The sequence below is a fragment of the Nitrosospira sp. Nsp1 genome (genome assembly GCF_900100985.1).
Lineage (GTDB): Bacteria > Pseudomonadota > Gammaproteobacteria > Burkholderiales > Nitrosomonadaceae > Nitrosospira.
Genome location: NZ_FMUF01000001.1, coordinates 247,766 through 260,079 on the forward strand (window position 1 = coordinate 247,766; position 12,314 = coordinate 260,079).

General features: G+C 52.8%; 12 protein-coding genes. 10 read left to right on the plus strand and 2 right to left on the minus strand.

Translation table 11 applies throughout. The annotated features are described in order from the left end of the window. Nucleotides 1–4 precede the first annotated feature (4 nt). Complete coding sequence (locus BLP78_RS01100; protein WP_090455486.1) at nucleotides 5–1,324, minus strand: hypothetical protein; 1,320 nt, start codon at nucleotides 1,322–1,324, stop codon at nucleotides 5–7. A gap of 385 nt (nucleotides 1,325–1,709) precedes the next feature. On the opposite strand from BLP78_RS01100, the gene BLP78_RS01105 reads away from it, so the two are divergent. The 6 genes from BLP78_RS01105 to BLP78_RS01130 all read left to right on the plus strand — a co-directional run bounded on the left by BLP78_RS01105 (nucleotide 1,710) and on the right by BLP78_RS01130 (nucleotide 6,693). Then, nucleotides 1,710–2,468, plus strand: coding sequence for a 3-deoxy-manno-octulosonate cytidylyltransferase (locus BLP78_RS01105; RefSeq protein ID WP_090455489.1), 759 nt, complete (start codon nucleotides 1,710–1,712; stop codon nucleotides 2,466–2,468). Between the two features lie 52 nt (nucleotides 2,469–2,520). Then, nucleotides 2,521–3,282 (plus strand): HpcH/HpaI aldolase family protein, encoded by a 762-nt coding sequence (locus BLP78_RS01110; RefSeq protein ID WP_090455492.1) that lies wholly within the window; start codon nucleotides 2,521–2,523, stop codon nucleotides 3,280–3,282. Then, nucleotides 3,279–4,232: a phosphoglycerate dehydrogenase gene (locus BLP78_RS01115; RefSeq protein ID WP_090455495.1), complete on the plus strand. Its 954-nt coding sequence runs from the start codon at nucleotides 3,279–3,281 to the stop codon at nucleotides 4,230–4,232. The genes BLP78_RS01110 and BLP78_RS01115 overlap by 4 nt, the downstream gene beginning before the upstream one ends. Beyond that, entirely contained in the window at nucleotides 4,225–5,154 is a 930-nt protein-coding gene (locus BLP78_RS01120; protein ID WP_090455497.1) for an NAD-dependent epimerase/dehydratase family protein, read from the plus strand. Before BLP78_RS01115 ends, BLP78_RS01120 begins: the two co-directional genes overlap by 8 nt. Continuing rightward, a complete protein-coding gene (locus tag BLP78_RS01125) occupies nucleotides 5,151–5,792 on the plus strand; it encodes an HAD family hydrolase (RefSeq protein ID WP_090455500.1) in 642 nt (213 codons plus the stop codon). Before BLP78_RS01120 ends, BLP78_RS01125 begins: the two co-directional genes overlap by 4 nt. A 91-nt stretch (nucleotides 5,793–5,883) precedes the next feature. Then, nucleotides 5,884–6,693, plus strand: coding sequence for a phosphocholine cytidylyltransferase family protein (locus BLP78_RS01130; RefSeq protein WP_176752745.1), 810 nt, complete (start codon nucleotides 5,884–5,886; stop codon nucleotides 6,691–6,693). A 115-nt stretch (nucleotides 6,694–6,808) separates the two neighbouring features. On the opposite strand, the gene BLP78_RS01135 is transcribed toward BLP78_RS01130, so the two are convergent. Next, nucleotides 6,809–8,131: a sugar-transfer associated ATP-grasp domain-containing protein gene (locus BLP78_RS01135; RefSeq protein WP_090455502.1), complete on the minus strand. Its 1,323-nt coding sequence runs from the start codon at nucleotides 8,129–8,131 to the stop codon at nucleotides 6,809–6,811. Nucleotides 8,132–8,566: 435 nt separating this feature from the next. On the opposite strand from BLP78_RS01135, the gene BLP78_RS01140 reads away from it, so the two are divergent. The 4 genes from BLP78_RS01140 to BLP78_RS01155 form a co-directional block, all read left to right on the plus strand. Beyond that, nucleotides 8,567–8,803: a hypothetical protein gene (locus BLP78_RS01140; protein WP_143002858.1), complete on the plus strand. Its 237-nt coding sequence runs from the start codon at nucleotides 8,567–8,569 to the stop codon at nucleotides 8,801–8,803. Nucleotides 8,804–8,875: 72 nt separating this feature from the next. After that, nucleotides 8,876–9,319: an HIT family protein gene (locus tag BLP78_RS01145; RefSeq protein WP_176752746.1), complete on the plus strand. Its 444-nt coding sequence runs from the start codon at nucleotides 8,876–8,878 to the stop codon at nucleotides 9,317–9,319. A gap of 445 nt (nucleotides 9,320–9,764) precedes the next feature. After that, nucleotides 9,765–10,475 carry a 2,3-bisphosphoglycerate-dependent phosphoglycerate mutase gene (locus BLP78_RS01150; RefSeq protein ID WP_090455508.1) on the plus strand — a complete coding sequence of 237 codons (711 nt, stop codon included), beginning with the start codon at nucleotides 9,765–9,767 and terminating at the stop codon, nucleotides 10,473–10,475. Nucleotides 10,476–11,463: 988 nt separating this feature from the next. Next, nucleotides 11,464–12,314 (plus strand): glycosyltransferase (locus tag BLP78_RS01155; RefSeq protein ID WP_176752747.1); only part of this gene is annotated, 851 nt, incomplete at its 3' end.

Below are 12,314 nucleotides of genomic sequence, written 5' to 3' on the forward strand. Positions count from 1 at the left end.
CTAATCACGCGAAAGCGAGATTAGCGGCACGATCATGCGGATGATCCCGGTTCTGGCTGGCTTTTGGCCGCACCTGCCCTTCCAGCAGTGCAACATAACGGGACAATACGTTGGGACCACCGACATCGATCATTTCCCTCACGAAACGTTGGCGATGCTCTTCTATATAAAAAGAATCGCAGCCGTGCGAAAGAAATCTTTCGATATTTCTATATACATCATCCCGGCAGCGCAACTCTGCCTCAGGTATGAATTCAGCCAGTGCGGAGCGCCCGGCATGAAGATAATCCGCAGCCAATACCGGCTTCTTCCTTTTGACCGCCTCGAATACAACCGAGGTAGCCAGGTCAATGATTACATCCGCCCAATTCATGAGATAAATGGAATGAATATCCCCTGCCACGCTCACGTTAGGCAAACGCCGCAGGGACATATCCTTCGTCAGGGATTGCTGCCAGCCACCGCGGGTGTGCGGCTTGATTATCAGTTCCACCCCCGGAAAGCTGGCAACGATGCGCACGACCTCGCCTACTTCCTCCCAGAACGTTGAAAAATTACTCTTTCTCAAAAACATCACCACCTTGAGCTTGCTATCAGAGCGGGTCAGCGGCGAAGGCGGCATCAACTCGGCCACCCTGGCAAGCCATTCGTCGCAATAGCGCGGTGAGCCCAGTACGGCAAGCTTCTGGTTATCCATAAACGGACGAAAGCGCACCGAGCATAATTCGTTCGGCACCACCACTTTTTCGAAAATTCCTGCATTGGCAAATGTAGTGTCGGGCTCCAGGGTCAACTCGCGGCGCCTGATCAACTGACTCGCATGAGGACTATCCCCGTGCGGCAACGAGACTGTGCCAAGACCCATGGCGCGCGCCGTCGATAACACCACCTTGACCCACTCCACGCAGATGGATGAATTTCTTTCTATCCAGTCGAATACTACGACCCCCTCGCCACTTTCGCCAAAGCTGCGCCTCAACAGGCGGTTGGCGGTACTCTGCCAGATCGGCTCACGCCGCTTGGCATTGTAAACCTCCGCCAGCGCCTTCATGATTGGACCAATGAATGGGCGGCGCAAGCTGCGGATCAATATCAGTGTCTGAAAAAACCACCCTAAAAATTCGACAGGAGGCAACACGTCAGCGATGTACGCGATGCGCACACCATTGAGTCCCTTCAGGAATTTGATACGATAATCATTTCGAAACCGCGAATTGCCTATCAGAACAATGTCACAGGTATGACCAGAACCGATCCACCTGGAAATTACCGGCGTAATATGATCTATATCGTTATAATGACGTAGAAAAAAAAGAGCCTTCATACTGGTGATTTCATTCTTTGCATGCTGGTAGCAAAAAGCAGTATATCCATCATTTCATTGATTATTCCCATTTTTTTCTTGCTGTTTCTTGCAACGAAAATGCGCATAATTGTACACGGGGCGATATTCGTTTACTAGCAAAGCCGGTATTTTTACTCCCACGGACTTCTGTTACTATAGAAAGCTGATTCCGGTCCGGGTTCAAGTTCCGGCGGAGTATTTTCCGGACGACAGATAGGCACGATAAAAACGAGTTTCAAAAACTATTCTCAGGCCGGTCCGTTCCCGATACTAACGTATAGCGTCAATAACGGACAACCCAATAATAAAATGCAGCTATTATCTGATAGACATCAATTAACATAATTTATTAACATAATTTGCAATGAGAACAATTGCTGTAATACCGGCACGTATGGGTTCATCGCGTTTTCCCGGAAAACCGGTTGCAAAATTGTTAGGGCGTGCAATGCTGGAACATGTCTACAAGCGCGTTGCCCTTAGCAGATCCCTTGATGCTACTTACATAGCTACTTGTGACGAGGAGATCCGGCGAGTGGCGGAGGATTTTGGCGCTACCGTGATAATGACTGCTGATACCCATGAGCGTGCAAGCGATCGGGTTGCCGAGGCTGTGGTCGGCCTTGATGCTGAACTTATTGTCATGGTACAAGGCGACGAACCGATGACTCACCCGGAAATGATCGATGCAGCGGTAGAGCCATTCCGGCAGGATTCTCGGCTGGGTTGCGTTAATCTTGTGCGAGCCATTGATAATAAAGCTGATTTTCATGACTTCAACACGATCAAGGTAGTAATGAATCAGCAAGGTGATGCCCTCTATATGTCGCGCCAGCCGATACCAACCACACCGGCCTCGTCCCAGTTGGATTTCCCGCATGCATTTGCCTATAAGCAGGTATGCATTATCCCGTTCCGGCGTGAAACATTGCTTGATTTCGCCCGGTTACCGCCAACTCCATTAGAGCAACTGGAGTCCGTAGACATGCTGCGACTGCTGGAGCACGGTTATCGGGTGAAGATGGTGACAACCCAATTCAATACGCAGGCAGTAGATACTCAGGCCGATCTGGAGCGTGTCGCCAGGTTGATGGAAACCGACCCACTGCTGGCCTCATATTGAATCAGATACGCACAGACACAGGCACGTTCTTGCAGTCTTCCAAGGTATAGCTATGCAATTAAAATCAAAACTTGCCCGTAATGCACTGACCATTGGTTCCTGGATCACCCTGGGGCATCCGGCAATCGCAGAGATCATGGCTGCGGCCGGTTTCGACTGGCTCGTCCTGGACACGGAGCACAGCGTCCTTGAGCTGAGCGACGTTCAGATGCTGATCCAGGTACTCGACGGTCAGCGGTGCCCCGCTATCGTGCGGTTGACTTCAAACCATCCTGACCAGATCAAACGTGTCATGGATGCCGGTGCAACCGGCGTAATGGTGCCTATGGTCAAAACCGCGGCCGATGCGGAAGCTGCAGTACAAGCCGTCTATTACCCGCCTCGGGGTCAGCGGGGCGTTGGTCTGGCCCGCGCGCAAGGTTATGGCGCAAGATTTCAGGAATATCGGCGTTGGCTGGAGGAGAATGCAATTGTAGTCGTCATGATTGAGCATATCGATGCTGTCAATGCCATCGATTCCATACTCTCGGTTCCCGGCGTTGATGCTTATATCATTGGCCCGTACGATCTATCCGGGTCCATGGGGCGCCCAGGTGAACTGGATTACCCGGAAGTTCAGGCGGCAATAAAGCGGGTACATGAAGCCGGGCGCCGTCTAGGCAAATCGGGAGGCATCCATGTAGTCGAGCCTGATCTGGATCAGTTGCGCCATTACATCCAGGCCGGCTTCAGTTTTCTTGGCTATGGTCTGGATATTCGTATCCTGGACACCCTTTGCCGCAGTCATATGCAAAATATAAGAGAAAGTTTATGAATAAACTCGTTATCTCCACCTCATCGTTTGATGTGGACAACAATCCCCCTCTCCAGAATTTGCTGAAAGATGGCATGCATATCACCAAAAACAGCCATGGCCGCAAACTTACGGAAGACGAAACCATCACTTTGCTGGGCTCGGATACCATTGGGATGATTGCCGGCATCGAACCCCTGACAGAACGCGTCTTTGCCTCCGCCAGAAGCCTGAAGGTGGTGTCCCGCTGCGGAAGCGGCGTGGACAGTGTCGATCTTGCGGCAGCAAAACGTCATGGCATTACTGTTCTTAATACGCCGGAGGCGCCGGCGCAGGCAGTTGCCGAGCTCACCCTGGGCCTGATACTGGACGCCTTGAGGCAGATATCCCAGACTGATCGATTGCTTCATGCGGGTAAATGGCCGCGGACGCAGGGGCGCCTGCTCGCTGCCCAGCGAGTAGGCATAATCGGCCTGGGACGTGTCGGGCGGCGTGTAGCGCGGCTGTGTCAGGCATTTGAGGCCGAGATTGTGGCGTATGATTCATATGTGAAGCAGGCGCCGCAAGGAGTTCAATTGGTATCATTGGAAGACCTGCTGGCGGAAGCGGATATCGTCAGCCTGCACTTGCCTTATGACGCTGACACGCACCACTTGCTTGATAAGGCGGCGCTCGCGCGCATGAAGCCAGGTGCTGTAGTGATAAATACAGCCCGAGGCGGGCTTATCGATGAAGCCGAGCTTGCGGAGATTTTGATTTCCGGGCGTCTGGCTGCTGCCGCACTCGATGTTTTCGAGCAGGAACCGTATCATGGCCCGCTGCTGGAATGTGAAACGGCAATTCTTACCTCGCATATTGGTTCACACGCCAGGGAAGCACGTCAGCGCATGGAGGTGGAGGCCGCGGAGAATCTGCTTCAGGGACTGGCTAAAGCGGATGTGATGAAAGACAGGCACCACGGAAATGCCTAGCGAAATTGCGATCGTGTATGGCGCCAGCGGCTTCCTCGGAAGCCATGTGGCCGATGCGTTATCCAACGCCGGCTATCGTGTGCGCTTGTTTGATCGCCTCCCATCGATTTATCAGCGTCCCGATCAGGAAATGGTCATCGGTGACATCATGAACCTGGATGAAGTGACGAAAGCGGCTGAGGGTGCTCATGTCGTTTATAATTTTGCTGCCATTGCGGATATCGATGAAGCCAACGATAAACCCCTGGCGACCGCCACGATTAACGTATTAGGTAATATGCACGCACTGGAAGCGGCACGTCTTGCCGGAGCGCGCCGATTTGTTTTTGCAAGCACTATTTATGTCTATTCCGAGTCCGGTTCTTTTTATCGTGCCAGCAAGCAGGCGGCGGAACGCTTCATTGAGACTTATCATGAACGCTATGGGCTGGACTATAGCATTTTACGCTATGGATCGTTGTATGGCAGGCGTGCTGACGCACGTAACGGAATCTACCGTATGCTGCACGAAGCGGTGGACCGTCATTCGATAACGTACCATGGTAGCGGTGAGGCAATCCGCGAATACATCCATGTTGAGGATGCAGCGCGCATGAGTGTCCAGGTGCTGGCGCCAGAGTTTGCCAATCGTCATTTGATCTTGACCGGGCAGGAACGGTTACGCATCAAGGATGTCATGACCATGATTTCTGAAATCATGCCCTGGAAGATCGAATTACATTTCGACCAGGCGCGTGCGGGGCACCATTACGAGGTGACTCCTTATGCTTTTCAACCCCGTATTGGCCGTAAATTGGTACTCAACGAACATGTCGATCTGGGTCAGGGTTTACTGGATTGTTTGAGGGATATCCACAGAACCATGCACCACTCCGGTGAAGATGACGAAGCGACGCCTTTGGCATCCGACAATAAAGCATGAGCACAGCGGCGTGGCAAGCCATCATTTTCGATTTCGATGGTGTGGTGGTCGAATCCGGTGAAATCAAGACGCAAGCTTTTGGCGATCTCTATCGAGGCTACGGGGAAACAGTCATGGCCGCGGTGATGCAGTATCACAGCTTGCATGGAGGCATGTCGCGCTATCACAAATTTCGTTATTTCCAGGAGCATCTTTTAGAAAAATCACCGTTGACTCTGGATGAAGAGCAAGAGTTGGACCGTCGTTTTTCCGAATTGGTCGTCGAGGCTGTGATTGCCAGTGATGCAGTGCCTGGTGCAACGGAGTTGATCCGTAAAGAAGCAAAACGCATTCCTTTATTTGTGGCTTCCGGTACACCGGAAGCGGAGCTCAATACAATTGTCATTCGCCGTGGCCTGGCCTCCTATTTCACCGCTGTGTGCGGCTCCCCCACGCCAAAACAGAAGCTGATTGCGGATATTTTATCGAGTCACGCGCTCTTGCCTGAGCGTGTGCTGATGATAGGCGACGCGTTGATCGACTATCAAAGCGCACAGCTTAACAATGTCGCATTCCTGGGACGCGTGCGTCCCGGGGATAAAAACCCTTTCCCTGCGCACGTGGACATATTGCCCGATCTGAGCCCGTTGCTCACCTGATATCTGACCCAACGGTTTAATCAGCAAATCGATAATGGTTCAGAAACATCAACCTTAATGATATTTTTGAAATCCCCCAAGACCAGCCAATATGACGGGCAGTAAAGAAAAAAAGCCTAAGACGATTATTCTTGGCGCCGGCCAGGGACGGCGGCTGTTGCCGCTGACTGAAAACATGCCGAAATGTCTTTTGCCGGTCTCGGACAAATCCATTATTGAGCGGCAGATTGATGCCTTACTGGCAGCGGGCATAGACGAAATCACTGTCGTCACCGGTTTTCAGTCAAACCTGGTTGAAGCTCAATTGCAACGGCGTTACGCAAATCACGCGCAGGTCGGTACGATTTTTAATCCGTTCTTTGAGGTTGCCGATAACCTGGCCAGTTGCTGGATTGCACGTTCTGTGATGGATCGCGATTTTCTGCTCCTGAACGGGGATACTATTTTTGATGAGGCTGTGCTGGCGCAGGTGCTGAACTCGGATCCCGCTCCCATTACCCTCGGGGTGGATTACAAATCCGCTTATGATGCGGACGACATGAAAGTCCAGCTGGATGAAAGAGGATGGGTCAAGCACGTGAGCAAAACTTTATCCGCGGCTCAGACCGACGCCGAGTCCATCGGTCTTATTTTTTTTCGGGATCGTGGACCGCAATTGTTCCGCAGCGCGGTCGAGAATGCACTTCGGCATCAAGCTGCGCTTAAATTCTGGTATCTAAACATCATTGACGGCCTGGCCGATAAACAAGTGGTCAAGGCTTGTTCCGTATCCGGGCACGTCTGGTGTGAAATTGATTTCGCCGCGGATCTGGCACGGGCTGAAGCGCTTTTCAGCGGAACAGAGCGGGATGGAACCCTGCGGAACCCATCTGTGCAAGCTGAACTTATTACGGGTGAATAGTCAGGTACGACCGGCGGCGTCTGCGAAAGACGTCAGCTCACGTGCGTGAATCTTCTCCGTGTCGTTCGATGCCGAAAGGCGATACGATAGTCCTCGCCAAATCCCAAGGCGAATATCAACATACTCCCGGGCGGGCATACTTGGTTTCGACAGTCCGCCTCAAGTTGAACGCCAGGAGTTTCCCAAGCCGTTCGTTACCTACGGGGCCATTACCGATCCGCTGGATAATGTCCAGGTCCGGTGCTTTGTTGGCTTCGATCAGGCACGGACCATTATCGAGCAGGGCGACGTCCCAACCAATCACTACCTGATCGGAGAAGGCGCTGCCGTGGGCATATTGCACCAGCTCTATCAGCTCGGGCCAGCACGGAAGCTTACGCTGCAGTATCTGGGCGTCCGTTTCGTAATGCCGCTCATACCAGCCATCGGCAGTTGCTCCCCATGCCCCGCAGGCGCCTCTTCCTAGTTCGCCGGTGTGGATATCCACGTTGGCCGCGATTCCGCCGGCGTGGAAATTGTCGACAATGACGGCACTATTCCGCGCCATGCGAAAAACCGCGTTGGTGACTTCGAATCCGCCTTGCTCGTTACGACAACTCATCACACGAACAGTCGCCAGCGTACCATTGGCGAGGTCGGCGATCTCATGGTGATTTACGAGTCGCGGTTGCACCAGAAAAGCATTCTGCCATGAGGCTTTCCGCAGACCCTCAAGTATTTGATCCTCAGTAGCGACTTCGCCATCATTGCGCCGGAACTTCCCTGAACCCAGGTAATTCCAGCGCGTGGCATTTTTCCCCCCTTGTCCATACAGCGGCTTCACGAAGAGATCGATCTCGGGCAGGCCCGGTCCGTTCCAATCGACCGCCGTGACCTCTCCTTTCTCCACACTCAGGAGGACGGGCGCAGTCTTGATTCCGAACTCACGGCAGCGGGCCATGAAACGTGCTTTATCTTTTATACATATTGTGCTCCGCTCCGGGGGGATTGAAAGTCCACCATTGTGGTCGCGCAAAAAAAGGTACAGCCCGGCTTTTGTTTCAAGCCGATTCAGGTACTCACCCGCATGCTTTCTCTTATCGTCGTCGTGCAGTTCGAAGATATAGTACCAGGGAGACAGGATCGCAAACCGGGCCGCAAGACCGACCTGCTCCAGGATTTGCCGAATGATTCCCTTTCCTGTCCGCTTCTTTATGGCGCCTCCGTTGAGCGTAGTAAACACCATTACCAGCGCAGCAACCACGAATGGGACGAACGGCAGAGCCACGCACGCTACCAGACGATCGCGGGGCCTGATCTCACGCCAGACCTCATGCTGGAAGCATCGGTGGATAGCCGTCGCCGCCGAGTTATCCTCCGGCAGTCGCGCAAGAATCCACATCGCGCCACTCAAGTCCCGGGTAATCCTGTCAATGCTGAAACTATTGATAATCTTCATGAGTCCTCATATCCACAGGCAGGCTGTCAAGAAGGACAGTAAATCACATACCCTCCAAGATCCTTATTTAATTCTCTTGTATGATAATCAACCAACAATATGAAGAAGAGGCGATGACATGCTGCAAAAAGATATAGTTTTGTTCAGAGGCTCTCTAAAGGTTTCAGCTATTTGCGTGATACGTCGCCGCACCAGCAATACCAGGTAATAAAATAACCCTTTACCATAGCGGGACAAATAGTCCGTTTGGACTAAGACATCTTGAGTATATTCTCTTTGATTTTATTTAGCTTAAACGTTGGACCGGCGGGGGCGAATGGCAATATCTGCTAATAGCCGTATATACTGCATGGTGATAGGGTGCACTTTCGAGAGGGTATCAATGCATCAATGTGGAGACTGCTGATAATCGCCGAAGGAGGAACACGTTGGAAGATGAAGATTATAGCGGCAGAATTATCCAGAAAAAAAATCTTTCAGCCGATGTATGCACACCACCATTCGTCATGCGGAAAAGCGCGAAATCCGGCATATGCGGTCAATTTCAACCCTGCCTCATCGGTATGCCGGCAACACTATATGACTTTCCCAGCGTCATTGCACAAAACAGCTGATTGTGCCGATATGTTTCGTATCGATCCTGCAAGCGATGCCGCTAAACAATTGATTTGAACTCAGCCGGACGAAACCCATCAATTATCAAATCTTATGGATTCTTCGATTATCAATACCCCGCCGCCGGATATGCCGGTCTTTAACGCAACCATGCGGAAGTTTGGCGCACCACAAACAATAATTCATCAATATCAGTACTGGAGCGTCATGTTGCGTCCAGCCCAGCTAACGCTTGGTTCCCTGATTTTAGCCGCTCATGAGCCAGTTCGCTCATTCTCGGCACTTAGCCAGGAAAGCTTTACTGAGCTTCACGAAGTAATATCACAACTAGAGTCTGCCTTGGCCAAGGCCTTCAATTATGACCGGTTGAATTACCTGATGTTAATGATGGTCGATCCGGATGTGCACTTCCATGTCATCCCTCGTTATGCGAAAACAAAGTATTTCAATGCCAGGGAATTTATCGACTCCGGTTGGCCAGGGGCTCCAGATTTCAACCGGACCTATGATATCGATGCCGAAACCAACCGTCTCATTATCGATCATACCGTTTCCTGCTGGGGCAAAAAATAATATGCGGCCCCGGTTTTCATTGCTTTGTCCCTTTGTCCAAGAAATCTCAGCCATACTGGGTGATCTCTCACACGCTGCATTCTTTGAGCATCGCTCCGGCAAGGACACTCCTTGATGCCGGGGCCCATCCTGACTAAAACATGACCCATTCATGCATTCCTGAAACCAATCAGTGGTATTTATTATCAGAAGGCCCCCTGCTGGCGATCCGGTAGAACGCCCCAATCTGGGACTCTACGGTTCGGTTTTTTATCAATATTTATTTTGGGTCCATTAGCCTTTTGACAGCATTTTACCCATGGCTGTCCATACTAAGATTGTATATACTCAGCGACCACTTCAGATTCGACGTCTACGAACGAAAAATAGAGAGCATGCGCCCTTTTGCAACGCCAAGTTCCAGCATCAACTACCACTTATCTGGCTTGGACAGGTAAACCGGCGTATGACACAACTCGTTCTGTTGCGGCACGGGGAAAGTATCTCGAACCGGGATGGGTGTTTTACCGGCTGGAATGACGTTGCCCTGACGCCACGAGGTGAACAGGAGGCCGAGCAAGCTGGCCGTCTGCTCAGGGAGGCGGGATATAAGTTCGATATATGTTTTACCTCGGAACTCCAGCGGGCTACGGAGACGCTGCGTATCGTATTAAGAGCGATGGGGGTCGATGAATCGGCCGTACGGCGGAGCTGGCGTCTAAACGAACGACACTATGGCGCGCTGGAAGGGATCGATCCTCTGAAGGCGATCAGGAAATTTGGCGTCTGGCCCATCCTCGGCTCCCAGTTGCGGTTTGATGCACGGCCGCCGCCGCTCGACCCCTGTGATGCGCGGTTCCCGGGAAATCAGCAGCGCTACTCGAATATCGACAAGCAGGAATTGCCCCTTGCTGAGAGCATGCAGCAAGCCCTCTTGCGGGTGTTACCCTACTGGGAAGAGGTAATTCTGCCGGAAATTCGACAGGAAAAGCGGGTTCTCATCGTAGCTCACAAGCATATTTTGCGTGCACTAGTGATGCAACTGGACGATTTGTCCAGCGTCCAGCTAATAAAGCTATCCATCGCCACAGGGCGGCCGCTGGTATACGAACTTGACGATAAGCTGAATCCCGTCCGACATTACTATGCTGATCGCCAGGCCGGCCTTGTAAAATGATTTAACCTAAATCCGGTAGTTGGACGGGGTGAAGTGTACGGTTTTTGGGGTGCAGGGCAAGGCGCAACGACGCGGAATGCGACCGCGCAGGGCGGAGCAGTGCCTTCCACAGGAAGGTGCGACCCCGAAGCGGGATGCGGGCGCCCCCTTGCGTGTGGAACGCGATCGCGGCATCCCCTGCGCTGCGCGGGGTCCCTCGGGCGACGCTTCGGGGCGCCGTTCCATTCCAAGAAGCTGCAACGCAGCAATGTGCCACAAAAACTGTGCAATTCTCCCCGTAGCGACCTCACCCGTAAGGTGAGCGTCAAATAATATGAAATATTGTTATTAATCATAACATTGATCTATCAGATGAGCGGTCAACTACCGGATTTAGGTTTATACAAGGAAGGTGGAATAAGCGCTTAAGGCAATCGAAGCACCAGCCGGGCTGGCGAAATCGGATGGCAGTGCCATAACAGCGCATGACAAGTCGCATCTTGGTAGTCTTTACGATGGTCGCAATACCAGGTCTGTTGACGTAACGCGCCCTGATTCGCGCAAAATGGAGCGGGCCTCGGGTTTAATGGACATATCGTCTGTTTTCCTGAGTTCGCCAAGTGCTTGCCAAATAGCCGACCCTTCGCATCGCCTTTCTCATCCTATCGCTGCCCTTTCATCTTGTGCCCACTCCTGAGATTTTTAATTTCAAAAAAGTGCTGCGAAACGGACGTCACGCTGCTCAGAAAAAAAGTAGAGTGATTCCAAAGCTTACCCGTCATGAATTTGCATCGCCCTGACCGTGGGAAAATCCTCAGTTGGACTGATGAGCCAGGAGTAAAATCCGCAGGCTCACACGCTGAGACTGAGAGAAAACCGTTGTCTGGTTCGACCTCACAGGATGCAGCGCAGTAAATGCCCCGATTGAGGCTCGTCATATCTTCATCGAATGTCAACGATATCGGATTACGGATAAGACAAATCTGCTGATCAATTTTTAGAGGTAACCTTGGCGCAAGTTTCCATAGTGATCCCCACGTTCAACGAGGCCGACAGCATCGACCCCTTGCTGACGCGCCTGTACGAGCTTGACCTGCCGGAGGACTTCGAGATCATTGTCGTTGACGACAACTCGAGCGACGGCACGCCCGCCAAAGTGCGTGCCTGGGAAAAACGGGCGAATGTACGGCTGATCGAACGCCGGGAAAAACCCGGTCTCACCCGGTCCATCCTGGCTGGCGCGGCAGCGGCGCGCGGGGATATCATCGTCGTGATGGATGCAGGCCTGAGCCACCCGCCGGAACGGTTGCCCGCCCTGATTGCCCCCATACTGGCCGGAAGCTGCGACATCGCCATCGGCAGCCGCTACGTAGCGGGCGGCAGCACCGAAGGAGAACCCCTGCCGCGCCGATGGCTCTCGCGCCTCGCCAACTGGCTTGCCCGCCCCCTCTGCGACGTAAACGACGCCACCTCGGGATATTTCGCCTTCCGGCGGGAACTGACCGCCACCATTGCCGAACCCGCACACGGCCATGCACTCCTGCTCGAACTGCTCATGGCCGGCCAAGGCAAACTCAGGGTCGTGGAAGTGCCCATCCGCTTTCGCCATCGCACCCATGGCACCCATCGCACCCACGGCACCTCCAAATTATCAGTCCGCCCGCAGTGGACCTACCTGCAACGCCTCATAACCTTGGCCGGCGGCACCGTCCCGGCCGGTGCCGCCGGCCGCTTTGCCGCGGTTGGGTTGTTGAGCGTCGCCATAGACGCGCTGCTGTTTCAATTCCTCATGAGCCGCGGCTCCGGACTCGCCCTGGCGCACATCACGAGCTTCTTCACCGCCGCGGCGGTGAATTACTC

Excerpts from the sequence above, each read along its gene's own strand:
- BLP78_RS01135 (WP_090455502.1), bottom strand. The coding sequence starts at position 8,131 with ATGAAGATTATCAATAGTTTCAGCATTGACAGGATTACCCGGGACTTG.
- BLP78_RS01120 (WP_090455497.1), top strand. The coding sequence starts at position 4,225 with ATGCCTAGCGAAATTGCGATCGTGTATGGCGCCAGCGGCTTCCTCGGA.
- BLP78_RS01125 (WP_090455500.1), top strand. The coding sequence starts at position 5,151 with ATGAGCACAGCGGCGTGGCAAGCCATCATTTTCGATTTCGATGGTGTG.
- BLP78_RS01150 (WP_090455508.1), top strand. The coding sequence starts at position 9,765 with ATGACACAACTCGTTCTGTTGCGGCACGGGGAAAGTATCTCGAACCGG.
- BLP78_RS01130 (WP_176752745.1), top strand. The coding sequence starts at position 5,884 with ATGACGGGCAGTAAAGAAAAAAAGCCTAAGACGATTATTCTTGGCGCC.
- BLP78_RS01140 (WP_143002858.1), top strand. The coding sequence starts at position 8,567 with ATGAAGATTATAGCGGCAGAATTATCCAGAAAAAAAATCTTTCAGCCG.
- BLP78_RS01115 (WP_090455495.1), top strand. The coding sequence starts at position 3,279 with ATGAATAAACTCGTTATCTCCACCTCATCGTTTGATGTGGACAACAAT.
- BLP78_RS01145 (WP_176752746.1), top strand. The coding sequence starts at position 8,876 with ATGCCGGTCTTTAACGCAACCATGCGGAAGTTTGGCGCACCACAAACA.
- BLP78_RS01105 (WP_090455489.1), top strand. The coding sequence starts at position 1,710 with ATGAGAACAATTGCTGTAATACCGGCACGTATGGGTTCATCGCGTTTT.
- BLP78_RS01100 (WP_090455486.1), bottom strand. The coding sequence starts at position 1,324 with ATGAAGGCTCTTTTTTTTCTACGTCATTATAACGATATAGATCATATT.
- BLP78_RS01110 (WP_090455492.1), top strand. The coding sequence starts at position 2,521 with ATGCAATTAAAATCAAAACTTGCCCGTAATGCACTGACCATTGGTTCC.